General features: G+C 41.7%; 16 protein-coding genes, 1 tRNA gene and 5 pseudogenes. 13 read left to right on the top strand and 9 right to left on the bottom strand.

Annotated elements, in window-relative coordinates; genetic code table 11:
• From ACYRY3_RS03655 to ACYRY3_RS03670, 4 genes are all read left to right on the top strand, one after another.
• Positions 1 to 606, top strand: a 606-nt coding sequence (locus tag ACYRY3_RS03655; RefSeq protein ID WP_460200404.1) for a TauD/TfdA dioxygenase family protein, incomplete at its 5' end; no start/stop codon positions are given.
• Positions 607 to 688: 82 nt separating this feature from the next.
• On the top strand, positions 689 to 1,285 hold the full coding sequence (locus tag ACYRY3_RS03660; protein WP_460200405.1) for an FcoT family thioesterase: 597 nt from the start codon (positions 689 to 691) through the stop codon (positions 1,283 to 1,285).
• 45 nt (positions 1,286 to 1,330) lie between these two features.
• A complete protein-coding gene (locus tag ACYRY3_RS03665) occupies positions 1,331 to 1,741 on the top strand; it encodes an acyl carrier protein (protein WP_460200406.1) in 411 nt (136 codons plus the stop codon).
• Positions 1,738 to 3,519, top strand: a complete 1,782-nt coding sequence (locus tag ACYRY3_RS03670) for a condensation domain-containing protein (RefSeq protein ID WP_460200407.1) — start codon at positions 1,738 to 1,740, stop codon at positions 3,517 to 3,519. Before ACYRY3_RS03665 ends, ACYRY3_RS03670 begins: the two co-directional genes overlap by 4 nt.
• A gap of 101 nt (positions 3,520 to 3,620) precedes the next feature.
• Here ACYRY3_RS03670 and ACYRY3_RS03675 read toward each other — a convergent pair whose 3' ends face one another.
• Positions 3,621 to 4,748: a 5-(carboxyamino)imidazole ribonucleotide synthase gene (locus ACYRY3_RS03675; RefSeq protein WP_460200408.1), complete on the bottom strand. Its 1,128-nt coding sequence runs from the start codon at positions 4,746 to 4,748 to the stop codon at positions 3,621 to 3,623.
• A 159-nt stretch (positions 4,749 to 4,907) separates the two neighbouring features.
• On the opposite strand from ACYRY3_RS03675, the gene ACYRY3_RS03680 reads away from it, so the two are divergent.
• Both ACYRY3_RS03680 and ACYRY3_RS03685 read left to right on the top strand, forming a co-directional pair.
• Positions 4,908 to 5,033: a hypothetical protein gene (locus ACYRY3_RS03680; protein WP_460200409.1), complete on the top strand. Its 126-nt coding sequence runs from the start codon at positions 4,908 to 4,910 to the stop codon at positions 5,031 to 5,033.
• A 734-nt stretch (positions 5,034 to 5,767) separates the two neighbouring features.
• Positions 5,768 to 6,865, top strand: a pseudogene (locus ACYRY3_RS03685) (DUF4912 domain-containing protein); the annotation flags it as partial.
• 154 nt (positions 6,866 to 7,019) lie between these two features.
• On the opposite strand, the gene phnC reads toward ACYRY3_RS03685, so the two are convergent.
• Both phnC and ACYRY3_RS03695 read right to left on the bottom strand, forming a co-directional pair.
• Positions 7,020 to 7,799: a phosphonate ABC transporter ATP-binding protein gene (gene phnC, locus ACYRY3_RS03690; protein ID WP_460200410.1), complete on the bottom strand. Its 780-nt coding sequence runs from the start codon at positions 7,797 to 7,799 to the stop codon at positions 7,020 to 7,022.
• A gap of 324 nt (positions 7,800 to 8,123) precedes the next feature.
• Positions 8,124 to 9,041: a putative selenate ABC transporter substrate-binding protein gene (locus ACYRY3_RS03695; RefSeq protein ID WP_460200428.1), complete on the bottom strand. Its 918-nt coding sequence runs from the start codon at positions 9,039 to 9,041 to the stop codon at positions 8,124 to 8,126.
• A gap of 329 nt (positions 9,042 to 9,370) precedes the next feature.
• Here ACYRY3_RS03695 and ACYRY3_RS03700 point away from each other — a divergent pair, with 329 nt between their 5' ends.
• From ACYRY3_RS03700 to ACYRY3_RS03710, 3 genes and pseudogenes are all read left to right on the top strand, one after another.
• Positions 9,371 to 9,619, top strand: coding sequence for a UPF0175 family protein (locus ACYRY3_RS03700; protein ID WP_460200411.1), 249 nt, complete (start codon positions 9,371 to 9,373; stop codon positions 9,617 to 9,619).
• On the top strand, positions 9,616 to 10,113 hold the full coding sequence (locus ACYRY3_RS03705) for a DUF3368 domain-containing protein (RefSeq protein ID WP_460200412.1): 498 nt from the start codon (positions 9,616 to 9,618) through the stop codon (positions 10,111 to 10,113). The genes ACYRY3_RS03700 and ACYRY3_RS03705 overlap by 4 nt, the downstream gene beginning before the upstream one ends.
• Before the next feature lie 51 nt (positions 10,114 to 10,164).
• Positions 10,165 to 10,308: pseudogene (locus ACYRY3_RS03710) on the top strand (element excision factor XisH family protein); the annotation flags it as partial.
• Here ACYRY3_RS03710 and ACYRY3_RS03715 read toward each other — a convergent pair.
• Complete coding sequence (locus tag ACYRY3_RS03715; RefSeq protein WP_460200413.1) at positions 10,239 to 13,526, bottom strand: type I polyketide synthase; 3,288 nt, start codon at positions 13,524 to 13,526, stop codon at positions 10,239 to 10,241. The pseudogene ACYRY3_RS03710 and the gene ACYRY3_RS03715 sit on opposite strands and share 70 nt — an antisense overlap.
• A 559-nt stretch (positions 13,527 to 14,085) precedes the next feature.
• Here ACYRY3_RS03715 and ACYRY3_RS03720 point away from each other — a divergent pair.
• A complete protein-coding gene (locus ACYRY3_RS03720; protein WP_460200429.1) occupies positions 14,086 to 15,021 on the top strand; it encodes a hypothetical protein in 936 nt (311 codons plus the stop codon).
• Between the two features lie 2 nt (positions 15,022 to 15,023).
• Here ACYRY3_RS03720 and nadA read toward each other — a convergent pair whose 3' ends face one another.
• Entirely contained in the window at positions 15,024 to 15,998 is a 975-nt protein-coding gene (gene nadA / locus ACYRY3_RS03725) for a quinolinate synthase NadA (protein WP_460200414.1), read from the bottom strand.
• 123 nt (positions 15,999 to 16,121) lie between these two features.
• On the opposite strand from nadA, the gene ACYRY3_RS03730 reads away from it, so the two are divergent.
• Positions 16,122 to 17,081, top strand: a complete 960-nt coding sequence (locus ACYRY3_RS03730) for a TIGR04168 family protein (RefSeq protein WP_460200415.1) — start codon at positions 16,122 to 16,124, stop codon at positions 17,079 to 17,081.
• Between the two features lie 72 nt (positions 17,082 to 17,153).
• Positions 17,154 to 17,238 (top strand) — tRNA-Ser (locus ACYRY3_RS03735).
• A 112-nt stretch (positions 17,239 to 17,350) separates the two neighbouring features.
• Here ACYRY3_RS03735 and ACYRY3_RS03740 read toward each other — a convergent pair.
• The 3 genes and pseudogenes from ACYRY3_RS03740 to ACYRY3_RS03750 form a co-directional block, all read right to left on the bottom strand.
• A pseudogene (locus ACYRY3_RS03740) lies at positions 17,351 to 17,536 on the bottom strand (hypothetical protein); the annotation flags it as partial.
• Positions 17,537 to 17,654: 118 nt separating this feature from the next.
• Positions 17,655 to 17,927: pseudogene (locus ACYRY3_RS03745) on the bottom strand (transposase); the annotation flags it as partial.
• A gap of 27 nt (positions 17,928 to 17,954) precedes the next feature.
• Complete coding sequence (locus ACYRY3_RS03750; RefSeq protein ID WP_460200416.1) at positions 17,955 to 18,128, bottom strand: hypothetical protein; 174 nt, start codon at positions 18,126 to 18,128, stop codon at positions 17,955 to 17,957.
• A gap of 76 nt (positions 18,129 to 18,204) precedes the next feature.
• On the opposite strand from ACYRY3_RS03750, the gene ACYRY3_RS03755 reads away from it, so the two are divergent.
• On the top strand, positions 18,205 to 19,695 hold the full coding sequence (locus ACYRY3_RS03755; RefSeq protein ID WP_460200417.1) for a hypothetical protein: 1,491 nt from the start codon (positions 18,205 to 18,207) through the stop codon (positions 19,693 to 19,695).
• Positions 19,696 to 19,749: 54 nt separating this feature from the next.
• Here the strand turns inward: ACYRY3_RS03755 and ACYRY3_RS03760 are convergent.
• A pseudogene (locus ACYRY3_RS03760) lies at positions 19,750 to 20,739 on the bottom strand (transposase); the annotation flags it as partial.
• Positions 20,740 to 21,255 lie beyond the last annotated feature (516 nt).

Genomic DNA, 21,255 nt, shown 5'->3' on the forward strand with positions numbered 1-21,255 from the left:
GGTAGATACTGGCATACTGACTGTGCATTTCTTGATGAGCCTTTACCATTTACTATGCTGTATCCACAAGTTTTACCAAATTCAATTAGAGAAACTTATTACATTGATATGCAGCAAATGTATAAAAACATACCTATATATTTGAAAAATTTTGTTGATGGTAAATATATAATACATGAAGCTAAATGGCGTTATAAAGTGCAAGAGTGGGATATTGACAAAGCTATCATTGATATTCTGAATGAATTTGAAAAGAAATTTCCACCTGTTAAACATCCAGCTATCATTACCCATCCCGTTACTCATGAAAAAATCTTGTACGTGAATCAAGGTTTTACTACTGGTATCGTGGGTTTGGATTATGAAACAAATCAAAAAGTTTTACAAGAATTATTTTCATTTCTTGAACAAGAGCGGTATATTCACACGCACGTATGGAAAGAGGGTGACATTCTCTTATGGGAGAATAGAACTCTCAATCACAAAGCGTCTATAGTACCAGAAGGCGAGACAAGTGTCAGCTATCGTATAGGTATTTACGATGGTCTACCATTTTATGTTTCCTCTATTGGACTTCATAAACAACCAGAAATACTTGCGAAATAAAGATTGTGTCAAGGTGCGATCGCAAAACATAGGTAGGCTTTAAAGTGATAAACAGATACTACTTAGTTAATGAGGAATAGTTATGGATTTCCACCAGAGAGATACCAAGATAGATGAGGTCAATCAAAATTTGTTAGAGATTTTTTTAGAACCATACAAACAAGATTGCAAGTATTTAAAAAAAGCTCAATTTCAATATTTAGAGACAAATAATTTACTCGATCGCTCGAAAAGTAGCCATCAAAATTCGTGGTCGATCAAAGCTGATTTTTCTATTCCTGAATCGTGCTACATTGCTGACACCGGACACTTTAATTCAGTGGAGTTCAACATTTGCTACAATCAATTATTTTATGTGATGATTGCTTATTTATTGGAAAAGAAGTTATTAGATGTCATGAAAGACTGGAATTTAGAAACTTATAAACGTCGTCAGTTAAGCGATTTTCTCATTGTTAAGTTTTCCAGTATTTTTAAGAAACCAATTAATTCTAATAATTTTCAGGGAATTCTATCAATCAACAAATACTCGGCTCGCGGCGATTTAATTATGCTCAAAACATCATGCACCTTTTTCGATCGCAATGATGGTTGGTCTGAAGGTGATGTTACTATCGCTATACTAAACCGTAAACAGGAAAAAACTATTGATGGTTGTCCTGAAACCGTACTGATTTAAGGTTTAGTCGGATTGTAGGTAAAATAGAAAAAACTTACTTCTTCCATGCACTCCAAATTTATTCATGAAACTGAACGACAAAAAGTAGCAGGTCAGGTATCGGTACAAGGGCAGAAAATTCTACAACAATTGGCAGAAGGAACTGCCAATGAACGTCAAGCGATATTAACAACTTATATTCAAGAGCAAATTGCTCAAGCTGTAGGAATCAGTGCATCTGAATTAGACGTGCAACAGCCTTTTAATTTTATGGGAATTGATTCCCTGATAGCTGTTAAGTTGAGAAATCGACTCAGAACTGACTTAGAGGTAGACTTGTCTGCGGTGAAATTTATGGAGGATTCTAATGTAGCTAGTTTAGCAACACAACTGAATGAACAACTCCTTGCTAAAGATAAGGAACACTTCGAGCAAAAAGCGATGAGTGATGATGATTGGCTGGAAGGTGAGATATGAACTTGGTTGACTTTCTTAAAGATCTCTCGCAGCAGAATGTGGAGTTGTGGCTTGATGGTGAGAAACTGCGTTATCGTGCTCCCAAAGAAGCATTAACTTCTACAGTGTTAAATAAAATTCAGCAGCACAAAGCAGAAATTATCCATTTACTGCGCGAGGATATTTCCGCTTCTAAATCCTATCCCCTTACCTATGGTCAGCAAGGTCTTTGGTTTCTGTATAAACTGGCTCCCCAAAGTGCGGCTTATAACATCGCTTTTACAGCACGTATACGCTCCCATTTAAACATTCCGGCTCTGCAAAAGGCTTTTCAGACGTTAATAGTTCGTCATTCAACGCTACGTACTACATTCGGTCAACAAGATGCAGAACCCTTTCAAGAGGTTCACGAAGATCGGGAAGTATGCTTCGACGAGATTGACGCTTCAACTTGGAACTCGGATGAATTGACTGCGAGGGTAGTTGAGGCATATCAGCGTCCCTTTAACTTAGAACGAGAACCCGTGATGCGGGTGAATCTGTTTACTTGCTCTGTCCAAGACTATGTGCTTTTACTGACAATACACCATATTGCTGTCGATGGCAACTCATTTGGAATCCTGTTGAATGAGTTGCGTTTGCTATATGAGGCGGAGAATACAGGTCGAGCTGTATCTCTAGTACCAATAAAGCGGCAATATCGAGACTTCGTGCAATGGCAACAGAAAATGTTGGCAAGTCCAGTTGGAGATAATCTTTGGACTTATTGGCAGAAACAATTGGCTGGTGAATTGCCAGTTTTAAAGTTACCAACCGACCGACCTCGACCACCTATTCAAAGTTATCAAGGAGCTTCTTATAGCTTTGAGTTGAATCAAGAATTGACTTCTCAGGTAAGGAAAATGGCGAAGGCTCAAGGAGTCACCCTTTACATGGCTCTCCTGACAACCTTTCAAGTATTGCTTTATCGTTACACGGGTCAGGAAGATATTATAGTTGGTTGTCCAATTGAGGGCAGGAGTCAGCCTGAGTTTGCTGAGACTGTGGGCTTCTTTGTGAATATGCTTGCCTTGCGAGTTAATCTTGCTGGCAATCCCACGTTTAGCGCACTTTTATCCCAAGTGCGCCATACTGTGTTGAACGCGATCGCACATCAAGATTATCCCTCTCCTTTATTGATCGAGCGATTGCAGCTGAATCGAGATCCCAGCCTTCCAGGGCTTTTCCGAGTTTCGTTTAACTTGTTGAAATTGGCAGAAATGGTCCAGGACTATGAATTATCTGTATCTAATCAAACCAGAGCTAGAGAAGATTGGGGCGGATTAACACTGGAGCCTTTTGTAATTTCCCAGCAGGAAGGACAGAACGATCTCGTTCTTGACATGATGGAAATGAGCGAATCACTAATTGGTATTTTTAGATACAATACTGACTTGTTTGATGCAACAACAATTAGCCGAATGGCAAGTCATTTCCAAATACTGCTAGAAGGAATTATCATCAATCCAGTGCAGCAAATTGCTTCATTGCCCCTACTTACGGAAGCCGAACAATGGAATTTGCTGTGGAAGTGGAACAATAACCAAGTTGAATGTCCCTCAAATCAGTGCATTCATCAGTTATTTGAAAACTGTGTGAAAAAGACAACAAACGCTGTGGCGGTGGTATTTCAACAACAACAACTTACTTACCAAGAGTTAAACACCAGGGTACCGATATCCCTCGTTGAAAGTTTCCGGGTACTTTGCCCTGTCTACTGCCACGAGAATCTTTTGGTTCCCATATTTTTTCAGACATAGATCAAAAAACTTTATGGCAGTCACCAACGTCGCAGTGTAACAAACCCATTATAGCTTTGAAAAAGATATTGTGTGTTGTTTGCTGAAAATTTTTTGCAACCTTATTTGGAATACCAGATAGATTCTATATTACGGGCGATCGCCATTGTTCGATCCCCATCTTGGGTATCCAGTAAAACCGTGACGTGTCCCAGCTTGCGCCCCGGTCGGGATTCATTCTTCCCGTACCAGTGGATGTGTGCTTGGGGAATTTGCGCTATTTGCTGGCGTTTGCCCATATAGTCGCTATGAGAAGTTTCATATCCTAGAAGATTTATCATAACAGCACTGGGACATATCGTAGCAGTATTCCCTAAAGGTAAACCACAAACCGCTCGCAGGTGCTGTTCAAATTGGGAGGTTTTGCTAGCGTCCAGAGAAAAATGCCCGGAATTGTGGGTACGGGGCGCTACTTCATTAACCAGTACTTTGCCATCTGCCGTCAGAAATAATTCTATTCCAAAAACGCCTACTGCTTCCAAGCTATTAAGTAAAGTACGGGCAATATCTTCTATTTCCAAAGCCACTTGTTCTGGAATATCAGCTGGTGCAATGACTCGACGACAAACCTGTTCTTGTTGCTGTGTTTCTACAACGGGGTAAGTCATAACCTCACCGTTTGTAGAACGTGCGACGATGACTGCTAGTTCTCGTTCAAAGGGAACGTATTCTTCTAATAAAAAATTTGTTGGGCTGTTTTTTGAGTCTAGTTTTTGTTCTAAATCGGACTGTCCTTTAATTATGAAAGTCCCCTGACCATCATAACCGTGACGCCGCGCTTTTAAAACAACTGGAAAACCCAGTTCTGAAGAATGAGAAATTTTAGAAAGAGCAACAAATTCCGGAACAGGTAAACCTAAGTCCCGTAGATAGCAGCGTTGGTGATATTTATCCAAAAGAGGGCTTAAAGCTTCTAATTTGGGACGGAAACAAACTCCTTGGGCGGCTAGCTTTGATAAAGCGTCTATGTTGACAAACTCATTTTCAAAAGTGATGACATCACACTTTTTAGCGAGTTCTGCTGTGGCGTTGGCGTCATCTATGGAAGCGAAAAGAGTATCTGTGGCTATGGATACTGCTGGGTCGTTAGGGCTGGGAGTTTGAACAACTAATTCTACTCCTAACTTTCTTGCGGCACTTCCCATCATCCATGCCAATTGCCCACCACCGATTATACCAACACGTCTCATTGACATCTCAAAGAATTACGAATTTCCAAACTAGTTTTGGAGCTGACGTCACTTGCTTTTTGGTAAGGTTCCTTCACCTATGCTAATCCAAAACTGCACCAGTAAAATCTGTAACAATAATGTTCGCATCAGAAAATGGAGAGCAATACAAGAAGTTTTTTGAAAACAGCGTTGCTCAAGTCAGCCCTTGTCAAGTTTAACCAATACCGGGAATTCTTCACACCTCGATCGCCCTACCTCTTAGGAGCGATCGCCATACTGCATTTTTATGTCAGCAAATTTTGACATAAACTCTGTGCTTTAGAGCCTAAGCCCGTTCCCAAATAGCTGTAATGTTATGAAATCTTAACTTTGCGATCCCCAAAGGGCTGATAAATCCGTGAAAAATGCAAAAGTGTGTCTCGAACCCCCTTGATCCCGACTGGGGGTTACTGGTTAATATTCATTTAACAAAGGCTACTCTACGCCCTAAAAAAAAGTGCTCATTTTGGCATAACAGGGAATTGAAAGAGAGTCATTAGACCCTGGTCGAGAAGCTCACGACTGAGGTCGGGGGCGAAGTAAAATCCTGTATCTGACTAGCCTAAGTCTTTATAAGACTTTGTTTAGGGGGGAGAGTGAAGACGTGTCATGACACGTCTGTGCATTCCGGTTGTCAGAACCAAGTCATTAAAAAGGTTTTATTAGGGGTAAGACCAGTGTCAGAGCACAAAGTACTACCCTAAAGCTTTGGCGAATTGCACTCATTCCCTTTAGGGGAGAAAGTGAAAGCGTCAATAGTAGGAATAGGGACAACAAAAACGAACGTTCTCCCTGGAATCTCCTTATCTCATACTCTTGTATGGGGTATCTGGGAAAAAATTTTTGACCTGTCATTTAAAAACACACTAAAAAGTTGAAAACCTCGGCAAAACCAGGAGTCAGGAATAAGAAGTTCGTCTGGGTTTGATGGCACAACATCAGCCACTTAATTAACCAGGGGATATCAAGAACCTTTCAAACTACTGGAGGCCAAATTCATGGCAAAAGAACGCCCACCGCTAGAAGAGATGACATTGCGGCAGCTACGTAAAGTAGCTAGCGAATATGCGATATCTCGCTATAGCAGAATGCGTAAATCGCAATTGCTGGCAGCGATTCAAGAAGTCCAGCGCAGTAAAGTTTCTCTCAGCCAATCTCGTTCAATGGAGGCACAGGAAACCGTGGAAGCAGCAAAATTTGAGTTGGGTCAGGTAGATCGTACCGGTGGAACTCTTGCTGATGTTGATGAAGGACTCGCGGATCTCCCTGCAGGCTACGGAGAAAGCCGCATTGTTCTTATGCCCCGTGACCCTCAGTGGGCGTACACCTACTGGGATGTTACCAACGAGCACAAAGAAGAATTGCGTCGTCAGGGGGGACAACAGCTAGCACTGCGTATTTATGATGTGACCGATATTAATTTGGAATATCAAAGCCCCCACAGTATCCAAGAATATCCTTGTGATGAGTTGGCAAGGGAATGGTATATTCCAATTCCAGTGAGCGATCGCGACTACGTTATCGACATTGGTTACCGCTGCGCTGATGGTCGTTGGTTAATCCTCGCTCGTTCAGCAACAGTCCACGTTCCTCCTGTCTATCCTTCTGATTGGATTGAAGACGTCTTCATCACTGTCAACTTTGAAGAAGATTTGCAGGGCAAAACCCTCTACGAACTGGTTCCTCCTGCCAAGAAGACACCTGTTTTTACTGGCAACGGTACCGCCCAAGGCAATGCCATCTACGATCAAATCTTTGGCATGGCAGAATCTGCCGAAGCACTGCGGGTTGCTGGTTCTCTGTTCGGTTCCATGCAGCACGTACCTGGCTCAATGGTTCCATCCCAAGCTATCAGTTCCTACATCTTCCCCTCTGGCGTTGGTATGTGGGCAGTTCCTACTGTATCCGGTTTAACAGAATCCGGTATCGGTATGTTTGCATCTGGTGCTGGCTTCTCCGGCGACGTACCAATGCGCCCTCGCAAGTTCTGGTTAATTGCTGATGCTGAACTGATTGTTTACGGTGCAACAGAACCCGATGCTACCGTTACAATTGGCGGTCGTCCAATCAAGCTGAATCCAGACGGTACTTTCCGTGTTATTTGTCATTTGTTATTTGTTACCAATTACTCCTTGGACGCTCTAAAATAACCAATTTTTGTAGGGTGGGCACTGCCCACCGTTTACTACGTCTTTAGCTCTAAAATAACCAATTTTTGTAGCCCACCGTTCGCTACGTCTTTAGGTAATCTTATGGCAGAAAGCGAGTAGTTACTTGCGGTTCAAGTTTATATAATTCCTCAATGACTGTTGGTGACACTTCTTCAGCGGGAAGATCGAACAAAACTTGCCCCTGTCGCAAGCCAATGATTCTCTGAAAATAACTGCGAGCGTATTCAATTGCGTGCAAGCTAGTCACAAGTGTTTTACCTGTCTCCTCGCTTAACTGACGGAGCAAATTCATAATCTCGCGACTGCGTTCGGGGTCAAGGCTGGAGATAGGTTCATCGGCTAGAATAGCAGCGGGGTCTTGCACCAATACGCGGGCGATCGCTACCCGTTGTTGCTGTCCTCCAGATAGGCGATCTGTTCGTTCGTACAGCTTTTCAGGAATGCCCACTTGTGTTAAAGCTTTTGTTGCTTTTTCCACCTCTAATGGGTAAATCAATGAAATCGCTGCTTTGAAAAATGACCATCTTCCTAAATGTCCGGCGTTGACATTATGAATGACTTGTAGGTTGTCTACTAAATGAAATTGTTGATAAATCGTACCAATTTGTCTTTGAACGTGCCGAAGGGATTTGGGACGCATATTGACTAAATTACGACCCAGTACCCAAACTTCCCCTTGTGTAGGTTGAATTCTACCATTGAGCAAGCTCATCAAAGTACTTTTCCCCGCACCACTTGGACCAACAAGGGCTAGCCTTTCACCTGGATAGATTTGCAAGTTAATATTTGTGAGCGACTGGACGTTACCAAATTTTTTTGTGACGTTTTTAAGTTCAAAAATTGGTGTAGGTTGGTTCATGGGTGAAAAGAGCCAAGAATCGATTGTCAGTAGGTTGGCACAATCAAATGCAAATTAACTTGAACCTTGTCCTTGGTCATGTGTCATCGGTACAGATTTCACTTAATTTTAGGAATGTCCAAGAAATAAATTATCCGTCTTGTGGAACGGGCGAGGACGCCAGTTCTGTACAATTGGCTCTCTAGAAGCCCGCATCACAAGAGAAAGTGGAATATTTTTTTATCTGGAAGTTTCTTACATTCCAAAACACATAGGTATTTTTATGCGCGATCGCATATTTAATATCTATCAATCCTTGACAAATAACTTTTGACAAATGACTAATTATTTAATTTTACCAATTTTTCGACCTACTTGTTCAATTTGGGCGTAGTTTTCATTTTTAGTAGGAATAAACTTTTCTGCTTGTAAAAGGTCGAGAATTTCTTTTTGCTCCGGTACTTTAGAGTCTAATTTCAAGAATGCATTCTGGACTTTTTTGACAAAATCATCACCATATCGCTGTTTGACTTGGGGGTTAATAACCCAGTGGTAATCGTAGTATGCAGGAGTACGCCAGATAACTTCTACTTTGCTCAAGTCTACTTCTTTTGCATCGACACGCTTCTGCCATACTTTTGCGTTTACAGCACCTACTTCAAAACTTCCTGCTTCCACAAGTTTGATAGTTTTGTCGTGGTCACCAGAAAAACCTGCTTCACCTTTAAAATCTGTGAGTTTTACGCCAGCTTGTTCGAGAAAGTATTGTGGCATTAAACGACCAGATGTGGAAGATTCACTGCCAAAGGTAAAGGTATGGTTCTTGAGTTGTTTGAGATCGGAGATATCTTTGAATGGTTTAAGACCACTTTTTTTATTAGCAATAAAGACACTATGAAATTTTTCGTCTGCATCACGTTGGGCAATGGCTTCTGCACCGGGTACCTGCAGCCTTGCTTGAACCCCAGTTAAACCTCCAAACCAGACTAAATCCAGGTCTCCAACTTTAAAAGCTGTTACTGCCGCTGTATAATCAGTTACTGGTTTGTATTCTACAGGGATAGCGAGTTCTTTCTGTAAATAAGAAGCTAGTTTAGTATACTGCCGTTGTAATTTCTCTGGGTCTTGGTCGGGAATTGCTCCTGTTACTAAGGGTCTTATGTCCTTGGTAGCATTCTGGGTGGATGTTCCAGACGTGTTAGGCGAACAAGCTGCTAATGGGAGTAAGAGTAGAAACAAACCTGACACTAAAATCTTCTGAATCATTTGATTTTATGGAAAGTATAGTTTTGCAAGATTAGGATAGAATTTTACAATAAGTAGGTGAGTACAAGTAAGTAAACTTGCCGTCTTGCAGAACCGATCGTAAATGCTAAAGCTGCATCATCGCCGTATCTTTAGTCTAGGAAGCCTTTATAAATTATGATAAAGTAAGTATTTTCAAAGATGAAAAATAAGAAACCAGCGAATATTGGCTGAATGAAGAGGAAGACGAAGCTTGGAAGAACCTATAGACTCGGTATCTTCGTCGATTCGGTGCAAGTCGCAGTCAAAAATCAAAAACAGCATGATTCTTGGGAGAGGTAAGAAAAATGAGCATCGTAATATCAGATGAGACTTTGCGTGCTAGTGGAATGACAGAAGCCGAATTTAAACAGGAAGTTGCTTTATTGCTGTTTGGATCGGGAAAACTTCCCCTTGGATATGCTAGCAAGTTGGCAGAAATGGATAAAATACAGTTTCAGCAGTTGCTTGGTGAACGCAAAATTCCTCTGTATTGTTATGAAATAGAAGATTTTGAACTTGATTTGAAGAATTTGCGGGAGTTGGGTAGGTTGTGATTGTTATTAGTGATACTTCACCAATTACAAGCCTTGCTGCTATTGGTCAATTAGATTTACTTCGACAGCTATATACTAAAATCCTAATACCAGGAGCTGTTTATCAGGAATTAACAGATACATCCACACCTGTCCCTGGCTCCAAAGAAGTATGTACATTTGATTGGATTGAGGTACGACAGGTAACAAACCGTTCCCTAATTGCAGCTTTATTAGAGCAAGAATTAGACGAAGGTGAATGTGAAGCAATAGCTTTAGCGATTGAAATCGATGCAGAATTACTACTTATCGACGAACGGCGAGGAAGAGCGGAAGCTGATAGGTTAGGATTAAGAATTACTGGATTGTTAGGGGTTTTGGTTGAAGCGAAACAAAAAGGATTCATTGTCGCTGTCAAACCTGTGATGGATGGGTTGATTGCAACAGCAGGGTTCAGAGTTGCAGATGCTTTGTATACTCGTATTTTGCAAATGGTGGAGGAGTTGTCGAGGTGATTCACCCCAACGCTTGATGTTGTCGCCAAATTTTTAGTGTAGTTAAATCCTATGGCAAAAGATAGATTTCATAATATTGTTAGAAATGCTTTAGAAAAAGACGGTTGGAAGATTACGGCTGACCCTTATGAAATCAATGTAGATGATGTAGATTTTGAGATTGATTTAGCAGCTGAGCAACTTTTAGGAGCAGAGCGAGATAGGTTGTTAGAAATAACAGTGATGTTACAATCATCAGTTGTTTCTTCTCTTCCTAAAGCTTGAGCAAGATATAGCAGGCTGTAAAATCCTGTTATTTGAGATTTATCAACTTCTTCAATTTTTAATTTTTGTTCGTGACTAGGTGTAACGCTCCATAAATGAACAATGGTTTTTGGTAACTTGTTTTGTATAAAAAGCTCTTTAATTAAGGCATTGTAATCCTGATTATCTTCAGGATTTATAGCATATTGACGATCGCCTAATATGGTAAATTCTTCACCTATTGTTACGGTAATAACATCCTGGTTTTGTTCTTCCAGTCGTCTTACCAAATTGATACCTAAACTGCAATCATCAACAAACACCAAAATGCTGGATTTTTGAGTTGCTAATTCTTGATGTTCGAGTTGTACTGGAGGTAAAGAAGGCTTCCAAAAAGGAATATAAAACCAGTCAGCTATATCAGTTTTTTTAACCAATGATGCTGGAGTGTGATTGGCTTTGCCACTGCCATTTTGTCCAAATTCTGGTTTGGGCGGTTCAATCCAGTAGCGTTGTCGCTCAAACGGGTAAGTCGGCAAAGGTAAACGATGACGGTGTTCGTGGCGGTAAAATCCCGACCAATCTATTTGGACACCACTTAGCCACAATCTACCTAATGTTTGCAATAACCATGCCACATCCGATTGTTTTTCTTTGACATGGGGTAATGAACTCAGCACCACCTGTTTTGTATTTCTCTGTAGATGCTGTATTGTTAATGTGCTTAAAGTTCTTCCCGGTCCCACCTCCACAAATACTCCTTCAAACTGCTCTAATAATTGGGTTATGCCATCAGAAAATTGCACAGTTTGGCGTAGGTGTTGGCTCCAATAGTTGGGATTTGTGGCTTGTTCATCGCTCATCCAAGTCCCAGTTACATTGGAAATAAAGCGAATGCGTGGTGGTCTAAGTTTCACAGTTTTCACCAACCGCACAAATGGTTCCAATATTGGTGACATCATCGCAGAATGAAAGGCGTGGGACGTATGCAACAGACGGCATTCAATCCCTTGGTCGGACAATTGCTCCTGGAGTGCTGCAATGGCTTCATTTGTCCCAGACACAACACAGGAACTTGGGCTGTTAATTGCGGCTATGTCAACAGATTTACTATAAATCGTTTCTGCATCTAACAGGAATTGAACATCTTTGTGTGGCAGTGGAATGGCAAGCATACTCCCAGTGGGCAATTGTTGCATGAGTTTTCCTCTGGTTGCCACCACTGCTAAGGCATCTTCTAGAGAAAACACACCTGCAATAGTTGCGGCGACATATTCCCCAATGCTGTGACCGATTGCTGCTACTGGATGCACTCCCCATTCCATCCATAATTGAGCTAGGGCATATTCGATCGCAAACAGGGTGGGTTGAGCAATGGCAGTTTGTTGTAGCTGCAAACAAGCTTTTTCTGTATCTTGTGATGTTGGATACAATAGAGAACGGATATCAACACCCAGGTGAGACTGCAAAATCTCAGCGCAAGTGTCTACGTGTTGGCGGAAAGTGGGTTCGACTGAGTACAATTCCCGTCCCATATTGACATATTGCGCCCCTTGTCCGGAAAACATGAAGATGACGGGCTGTTCCCTATGCTCCTGATATGCAGTAAAAACCCTCTGTTGGTCTTGTATTTCCAAAGTAGCTACAGCATCCTTAATGTTCTGGCACACAAAAATTCGGCGATGGTTAAAAGCTCTACGACCTATTTGTAAAGTATAGGCAACATTAGCGAGATTTATATCTGGATATTGTTTTAAATAGTCAGCCAGATTAGTAGTTGTATTATCTAGAGTTGAGCTAGTTTTGGCTGATAATAATATCAATTGCCAAGGTCTAGAGCCATCAAAATATTGAATTTCAGGAGCTTCTTCCAGAATTACATGGGCATTAGTTCCACCAAAACCTAAGGAACTCACTCCTGCTCTACGAGGAGTATTGTTAGCTTTCCACTCGCTAAGTTGAGTATTAACGTAGAAGGGGCTGTTGGCAAAATCAATCTCAGGATTGGGATATTCAAAATTTAAGCTAGGAGGTATTTGTTTATATTTTAATGCTAAGACAGTTTTGATAAGACTCGCTACACCAGATGCTATATCTAGATGTCCGATGTTTGGTTTTACTGAACCGATCGCGCAGAAGCCATTTCTCTGTGTAAAAGCACGAAAAGCCTTAGTGAGCGCAGCAACTTCAACTGGGTCACCAGTCGCTGTTCCAGTTCCATGCGTCTCTATATAAGAAATATCATCAGCATTGATTCCAGCATTTGCCAAAGCCTCTACAACAACTTCAGCCTGACCATTTACACTAGGTGCCGTATAGCTAACTTTTAAGGAACCATCATTGTTAATTGCTGAACCTTTAATCACTGCATGGATGTAATCTCTATCTGCTATGGCATCTTTTAATCTTTTTAAGGCAACTATTCCAAGTCCACTACCAAAGATAGTACCCCGTGCTTTAGCATCGAAGGCTCGACAGTGACCATCAGGAGATAAAATTCCGTCCTCTTCATAAAAATAACCTGACTTTTGTGGGACGGTAATTGTAACTCCGCCAGCTAAAGCGATATCACACTCTTCATCAAGTAGACTTTTGCAGGCTAAGTGTACAGCAACTAATGAAGTAGAGCAGTACGTTTGGATACCTACACTTGGTCCTTTTAAATTTAATTTATATGAAATATTTGTAGTTAAAAAATCTTTATTAAGTGTATACTTGTTAGAAATATCTATTAAATTACCATTTTGATATATATTGTTAAAAAAGTAAGTATTTGTGCTGATACCTCCATAAACACCAATCAAACCTTCATAGGTTTCCGGGTCATATCCAGAGTTTTCAAGAGCTGACCAGGCACATTCCATAAAGAGACGGTGCTGGGGGTCCATGACTTCAGCTTCTCTGGGGTTGCAACCAAAAAACCTAGCATCAAATTGGTCAATATCTTCCAGTACAGGTGCTGCTTTCACATAATTTGGATCGTTTAAAACCGCATCTTCAAGATTTAAATCTACTAAATCATCATTGGATAAGAATGAAATAGACTCAACTCCGTTTTGAAGATTATGCCAAAATTCGTCGATATTTTTCGCGCCGGGGAAACGACCCGACATTCCCACTATTGCTATGTCTAAATTTGCGGTTTCTTCTAATCCTATATTTGTGTACATTTTTTTTAAATCCACTTTATTGTTTGTCCTAAGTTATCTTCCTACAGACAACTTTCTCTTTTTCCTCTCTGAGCTTTCTGTATTTTCTGTGCTTTTTTCAAGGAAAAATTGCTTTGACGCAACTTGATATTAAGTAGATCGGTAACAAAAAAAGTAACTGCTGAAGGTCGTCCTTAGTCATTTGTCATTGGTGAGTCCAGAGAAAGTAGGCGGGTTTCCCAACAAGAGTGGACTGGCGAACCACACGGCTGCGGCGACGATAGTTGGTGGGTAGCTGCCTGCTAAAATAGCTCGGTGCCAGGTTTATAAATTAATCAAAGCCCCTTTTCGATAAGTCGAAGAGGGGCTTTGCTATTATAGTGTCATTGGAGTGTAAACAAAAATTGCTACAGTGGGTTCCCCGTAATACGGTGTTCTATGGCACTTATCTTTAAGTTAAATTTGGCATCATTTCGTTTTTACTCATAAAATTTAAATCAAGACAAAGCCAAAATTTTTAAAATAAATTTGTTTGTCAATTACTCAGGGTTGAACAGCTATTGCTTATTAAAAAATGGAAATGGTAGATCGGATAAACGATATAACTTGGCAGGCGCACCAAGGTAGCGTTGCTGCAATTATTCAAGTGCTGAACGACAAGCTCGCTAATTCTGGCGTCAGAACTAGAGCTATTTTTGACAATGGTGTTTTACAACTACTGTGTGAGGCACGTACAGTAGACCACTTGGAACAAACAACTCTGGTTCAGCAAGTCCAGCAGATTCTACAATCTATTGCACCGCGCAACATTTATCGGGTCAATATCAATAGTCGTATTGTGCGGGAACAGCAATTGCTGTGGTTAGAGGAAATTAGCCGCGACCCTGAAAATCAATTGTTGTGGACGCAAGAAATTACATTAGTTCAACCTAATATTTTTAAGCAATTCATAAAAGATTTTAAAGAGCGAGTCAAGGAACAAGGCAAAGCGCATTTACCAATGTCCCAATCTTCGCGTCTTGTCATAGTTAATAACAGAAATAAATTCAGAAATAAATTCAGAAATTCCCCTATAAGAGGGATGTTAGGAGGAGCTAGTTTATGGGTGTTTTTACTGGGGCTTGGTTGGGCTGGTTATACTTTAAGCGGAAATAAATTTAAAAATTCTTACCACCCAGAAGCTTTTAATTCAGTAGTTCCAGCAACTAACACTAACCAAAGCAAATTTCCCAACCAGCCTACGGATAGTCCAAAAACTTCCACTCCCGCTTCCTATTCATCTGAAGATTCCTTTAAATCAGCAGTGCGAATTGCCAATCAAGCGTATGCTAGTGGTAAAACAGCTAAAACTCCAGCTCAATGGTTGGATTTGGCTGCTAGGTGGGAACGGGCATCAGAATTGATGAAATCCGTGCCACCAGACCACAGCCGTTATGAGGAAGCTCAAATTCGTACAAAGCTATACAAAAAATACCGTGAAGCTGCTGAAAAAGAAGCTAAGAAAAAAGCTTCTTAGTTCTAAGCACTCATTTCTAGCATCCGTTGAATGGGTCGCAATGCAGCTACGCGGATATCTTCTGGCAAAGTAATTTCCGGAGTACGGTCTTTCATTGCCCAATACAGCTTCTCTAGGGTATTTAACCGCATAAAGGGGCACTCGTTACAAGCACAGTTATTTATGGGGGGTGCGGGAATAAAGAGCTTGTGAGGCGCTTGTTTTTGCATTTGGTGAATGATTCCAGGTTCTGTGGCAACGATAAATTCTTGCGAGGGGCTTTCTGCACAGTACTTGAGTAAAGCCGCTGTCGAGCCGATAAAACTGGCGTGACGCAATACGCTTGTTTCACATTCTGGGTGCGCGATCGCTTCTGCTTCCGGGTGTGCAATTTTTAGCTGCACTATTTTCTTTTCGGAAAAAGTTTCATGGACAATACAACTGCCATCCCACAGTACCAAATCTCGTCCAGTTTTTTCCATGACATACCGCCCCAAATTTTTGTCTGGAGCAAAAATAATTGGCTGCTCTTTTGGAATCTGCTCGACAATTTTGACTGAATTGGAACTGGTGCAGATAATATCGCTCAGTGCTTTAATTTCAGCAGAGCAGTTGATGTAGGAAACCACCAAATGGTCTGGGTGGGCTGCTTTGAAAGCCGCAAACGACTCTGCCGGACAACTATCAGCTAAAGAACAGCCGGCATTCAGATCGGGTAACAGTACCATTTTGTCTGGATTGAGAATCTTTGCCGTTTCTGCCATAAAGTGGACACCAGCAAAGACGATCGCATCTGCATTTGTGTTGGCTGCAGCTTTGGCAAGTTGGAGTGAATCTCCAATAAAGTCTGCAATATCTTGAATATCAGGTTCTTGGTAGTAGTGTGCAAGGACAATCGCATTGAGTTCTTTTTTAAGAGTCTCAATAGCTGCAAATAAATCCAGTGGTAGATCGCCCCGTTCAGTTTTGCCACGTTGAGCAAGTGTAGTAGTAAACACAGTTAAGCTGTAATAAAATTGCAAATTTTTGTATCGTGGATTCAATTATAGTAGTTTTTACCAAAAATGTTTCGCCAGTAACCCTTCTTCCTCGGAGTTGTGTCAAAACCCTATAAGTTTCCTATGCTAAAAACAGATGGCAAGGAAAATGGCATGACCAGTCAGAAAACAAACTCACAAACAATAAAAATTGCTGTAGTAGGAGATGTTCACGACCAATGGGAAGAGGAAGATGGTATTGCACTCAAACATCTGGGTGTTGACCTAGTGCTGTTTGTTGGGGATTTTGGCAATGAGTCAGTAGACGTGGTCAGAGCGATCGCGTCCCTTGGCATTCCCAAAGCAGCAGTGATGGGAAACCATGATGCTTGGTACACTGCCACAGAATGGGGACGAAAGAAGTGTCCTTATGACCGCACCAAAGAAAACTGGGTACAGCAACAACTGGATTTGTTGGGTGAAACCCATGTCGGTTACGGGAAGTTGGATTTTCCCAGCTTGAATTTAACCGTTATTGGTGGTCGTCCCTTTAGCTGGGGTGGACCTGAATGGAAATATGCCGATTTCTACAAAGAATGGTATGGAGTGACCAGTTTTGAAGACTCCACAGCCCGCATCGTCGCTGCGGCAAAAAGTGCGGCTTGTGAGAGCGTAATTTTCATCGGTCACAACGGACCTACCGGGCTGGGGGAACGTCCAGAAGACCCCTGCGGCAAAGATTGGCATCCCATAGGCGGTGACTTTGGCGATCCGGATTTGGCAGAAGCGATCGCTCAAAGTATTACTGCAGGTAAAACCATTCCCCTCGTTACATTTGGTCACATGCACCACACCCTGCGGCACACCAAGAAAGAGCCGCGAAAGCGCGTTTTTACCAGTCCAGAAGGCACAGTTTACCTAAACGCCGCAAGCGTGCCCAGGATTGTAGACACTCCCACCGACAAGCAGCGTAACTTCTCAATCGTTTTGTTAGAAGGTGGTAGCGTCTCCCAAGTCTCCCTCGTATGGGTTGGCAAGGATTTCGCCGTTACCTCAGAAGAAATTCTTTATAAAAAACCCAATCCAGTAGTGCAAACTGCGTGAGGATGAGATATACTTAGTAACTGGTCAGCAAATATGGCTGACAGCTGACAGCGAATGGCTGACAGCTTTACTGGAGAGGTGGCAGAGTGGTCGATTGCGTCCGACTTGAAATCGGATGATGTGAAAGCATCCGGGAGTTCGAATCTCCCCCTCTCCGTGTCACGTAAAATTTCCAGTTCTGAAAGTCTGAGTGTGTGATGAGACTCTTGAGCCGGTGTAATACCTGGTTGAGGTTCTGGAGGAGTGGGAGCTAAAAAATTGGAATCTCCCCGTGTAATACTCGGTAGAACATTATGCCTAACAATGTGTTCCAAATAGTCAGCCCTGGTGAAGCCTAAGCATTCAGAAGCAATACCAAGTGCTTTCCAGGTATCATCAGTCAGTCGCAAAGAACGGACTTCACGATAATCATCATTTTTGAGCGCAAACTTTCCCTGAATATCTCGTTTTAACATAAACTTAACCGTGTATTACATCGTAAATTTAACTCAAAATGATGACACTTTACCATGTATTACACGGGAGTAGAATTAAATCTTATTGATGAGTCAACAGATGAATTGGTATTTTATGTCACACAGTAGAATCCGCTAATCTGGCGAAGTGTGAGGAGCGAGTTTTAGCTCGTGGTATCTCCTCCAACCATGCGAAAACTCGCCCTAGATTGATAGCGGCAGCCGTCAGAATATGTTGTAGACGAGTTTTAGCTAACCCAATATAACGGCAATCGCGCAATTCAAATGCTCGGATTCCTTGAGAGATAGTTCCTTCAATGCCGGAGCGTAGTTCATACTGCTTTTGAAACTCTTCGGTTTTTTGTCGCTCCCTGGCTTTTTGAAGGGCTAATAACTGTAAGCTAATTTTTAGACAGAGTTACCCATTGTTAGATTTTTTGGGTAACTGTTCCCTTGCCATGCGTTCTATTACATCGCTCAGGCTATTTGCTCCTAGCTCAAGTTGTTTTTCTTCAAGCCATTTAATAGCTGTTTCAGTCAATGTCATAGTGAATCTACGTTTTGATTCGTTATAAATTTTTTTCCCTGCCATATTGACAACCTTTAATATACTCATATATGATATGAGTATGACAGATGGCAGAGGTTAAGTCAACAAGGTAATGTAGATGAGCAGTATCACGTATGTCAAAGGATTACCGACACCAGTAGAAGAATTGAATAGCTTGGGACTTACAGAGTTCGAGATGTTTCTAACTGCTTATAGTGCGGTATTCCACAAGGCAGCGTGCGAGACGGCGAATCATCTTTTGTCTGACCAGCCATTCAATAAATCTAGCTGGAACACTTACTTACAAAAGACAAAAGGTATTTCAAAACGACAAGCCAACGGCGTAATTAGCTTTGCTAGTGGTGCAGTAGAAGCATCGAAAGAACACCGCTCGCTTCATATAAAAACGCTCTTATGTAAGCTAAAGTCTATCAACAATTGGATTACCACTGCAAAAAAGAAGTTATCTGATTCTGCCAAGTTTTATGCAAAAAAGAAGTGGCAGAAATCGAAGACTGGGTGCCGATTCCCATTGTCTTGTTCTATTAAATTTCGAGATACGAACTGGCAACACCTGCGCTTTCAGATTCACCAAAAAAAACGTAGAGCATCTCGATTAGCAAAGCAAATCAAGCACTTAAAGGCTGCCCCAATTCATACGACCATTCCTAGAAATCAGGTATTTGTTGTCGGTTCCAAAGACGAATCTTATGGGAATCAGACTTGCCAGTGGGATGGCGAATGCATTAAATTTCGAGTGCCTGCTTGCCTAGAACCAAAGTTTGGAAAGCACGTTCAAACCAGATTAGGGAGTTTTGAACGGAACATAAATAGATTGCCAAAAGACGGCAGCAAGACGTGGCATTTTTTCTACAAAAACGGTAAGTGGAATGCCGCCGTGCAGTTTACAAAGACGCCCGTTGAAAAAGTTTCTCGCCATTCCTCTTATGGATGCATTGGGATTGACATGAACCCTGGCTCCATCGGCTGGGCATACGTTGGTTATGATGGCAACCTCAAAGCACATGGACAAATACCATTACACATGGGATTGCCGAATGGCAAGCAGGACGCTCAGATTGTTGATGCTTGCTTGCAATTAGCGAATCTTGCTAGCACCAACGCTTGCCCGGTTGTATGCGAGGAGCTAGACTTTTGTGCAAAGAAAGAGCAATTGCGTGAAGGAAATAAGAAGTACGCCAGAATGTTGTCTGGTTGGGCGTACAGTCGGTTTTATGAACTACTTGAGAGCATTTTAAGCAATCGTGGGATTTACCTAATCAAGGTAAACCCTGCGTATACCAGCACTATTGGATTAGTGAAATACGTTCGGCAATATGGACTAGCCAGCGATGAAGCTGCGGCTATAGCTATTGCTCGGCGTGGTATGCGCTTAACAGAAAAACTACCTCGCTCCGTCTCCGCCTATCTGTCCGTGAAGGATGGTTTGCACGTGTGGAGCCTGTGGAACCAACTGAATAAAACCCTTAAGTCTCATTCTGAAATATCGTGCAGGCATGATTATTACAGAATCTCTAACTGGGAACTAGTGGTCAAGCAATGGTCAGAGCAATCTGGTCAAAGCAAGCGAAAACGCGCTTCTAGTTGAGCGAACTTATACCGTGGAGTTGGGTTTGTCCAAATTTATCCAAATGTGGGTAACTTTGTCCAAGCTTTTAGAAGCGGCTTCGTAATCGGGTTGTGCCTGTATGGTTAACGCCCGTGGGTCATTAGCGGCGCGGGTACACTGAGAGCGAACAGGACAATTCTTGCAGTCTTTTGTACGGAAGTTAACGTGAATTACTGGGTGGCCATAAACATCAAGAGTATTTTTCCACCGAGAACTGCGCTTACCTTGAGGACAATAAACTACTTTTCGCTTCCAGTTTACTCGAAAGTGAGATATATCAAACCCAAGTCCGGCTTTTGCTTGCCATGCAATATTAACCGCAACTGGGCCGAACAGGTCAATGTCATAGTCTCGCTGGGAACCAGAAAGCAATTGGGAGGAAGTGTATCCCTGGTCAACTAAATGCAGATGAGGTAGGAGGTCTTTTTGCTCCAAGGCTTGGTGAATTGAGGGAACAACAGTTTGGTCTTGCGTTGTGGCAGGCGTAGTTTCTACATGAGTAATAATGTGAGGTAAATTTTCGTCACAACTTTCCGTTAGATGCACTTTGTACAGAGTCCAGTTAGTAGTGCGTTTGGTGCTGTTACGCGCATCTTCGTCATAGGGAGAGCGAATTCGCACCGCCGAAGGTGGCCCATCTTTGTCACTGCGTAACTGAATCTTGTCTGTTGGTGCATAGTATTGCTGTAACCAAACTTGACGTAAAACTTCTACTGCAGGCAGTTGTCGCAGTTGGATGGGGGAAGTTTGGGAATAGATGTGATCGAGTAAATAAAAACCATCCACACCTATGAGCTCGGCTAATGCTGAGCGTTCTATTGGTGTTCTAGGCAGTCGAGAATCTTCAAGGCGTTTGCTATAGCGGTCATACCACTCGGCAGGAGCTAGTGACTTTAACCAAATGGGTGCGACTTCAGCCACAGCATTTAAAGCATACCGCAGGGTTTCTCCCAAATGTTCCAGTCTGCTTAACTCCCTAACTACAGCTAGTATGTGGGTTGAGTCAGTACGCTGTTTTCCCCGATGAAATTAAAAGGCTTACACTGTAAGCTTTGGAGCAATTTACAATGGTTGCCTTATTTACGCCGACTTGTACTAGGGTTTCGGTGACTTGTAGCAAGTGGCGTGGATTAAGAGGGGTAAATCCAACTTGTGTATGTACGGTAGCTATGCTTTGGGAAACAGCGTTAACCTTTTGGTAGAATGCATTGCAGCTTGATACAGGAATGGTATTAGCAAGCTTTTGCTGTTTGATTCATAAGATATAATTTCATTTTGTCTTCATTACAAGTGAATTTTTTAGGTAAATAGTTTTTAATAAAGACTTGATTAAATGTTGGGTTTCGTCCCTCAACCCAACCTACGGAATCTTAATGTATTTTTTGAATAATCTCTTTTAATTGTCATAATTTGGGAACGCAAATTTTAAACATCTCTTATAGCTTTTATAAAGCAAGAGAAAATGTTTAAGATTGCCAGTTCACTTATATTTGTTCCTACTATTTCAAATTTCTAAATTCTGTTCTCATTTTGTTTACC

The sequence above is a fragment of the Scytonema sp. NUACC21 genome, from assembly GCF_054684315.1.

What these genes read in the sequence shown, in the direction of transcription:
- ACYRY3_RS03660 (WP_460200405.1), top strand. Translation starts at nt 689, where the DNA reads ATGGATTTCCACCAGAGAGATACCAAGATAGATGAGGTCAATCAAAAT.
- ACYRY3_RS03665 (WP_460200406.1), top strand. Translation starts at nt 1,331, where the DNA reads ATGCACTCCAAATTTATTCATGAAACTGAACGACAAAAAGTAGCAGGT.
- ACYRY3_RS03670 (WP_460200407.1), top strand. Translation starts at nt 1,738, where the DNA reads ATGAACTTGGTTGACTTTCTTAAAGATCTCTCGCAGCAGAATGTGGAG.
- ACYRY3_RS03675 (WP_460200408.1), bottom strand. Translation starts at nt 4,748, where the DNA reads ATGAGACGTGTTGGTATAATCGGTGGTGGGCAATTGGCATGGATGATG.
- phnC (WP_460200410.1), bottom strand. Translation starts at nt 7,799, where the DNA reads ATGAACCAACCTACACCAATTTTTGAACTTAAAAACGTCACAAAAAAA.
- ACYRY3_RS03700 (WP_460200411.1), top strand. Translation starts at nt 9,371, where the DNA reads ATGAGCATCGTAATATCAGATGAGACTTTGCGTGCTAGTGGAATGACA.
- ACYRY3_RS03715 (WP_460200413.1), bottom strand. Translation starts at nt 13,526, where the DNA reads ATGTACACAAATATAGGATTAGAAGAAACCGCAAATTTAGACATAGCA.
- ACYRY3_RS03720 (WP_460200429.1), top strand. Translation starts at nt 14,086, where the DNA reads ATGGTAGATCGGATAAACGATATAACTTGGCAGGCGCACCAAGGTAGC.
- ACYRY3_RS03730 (WP_460200415.1), top strand. Translation starts at nt 16,122, where the DNA reads ATGCTAAAAACAGATGGCAAGGAAAATGGCATGACCAGTCAGAAAACA.
- ACYRY3_RS03750 (WP_460200416.1), bottom strand. Translation starts at nt 18,128, where the DNA reads ATGGCAGGGAAAAAAATTTATAACGAATCAAAACGTAGATTCACTATG.
- ACYRY3_RS03755 (WP_460200417.1), top strand. Translation starts at nt 18,205, where the DNA reads ATGAGCAGTATCACGTATGTCAAAGGATTACCGACACCAGTAGAAGAA.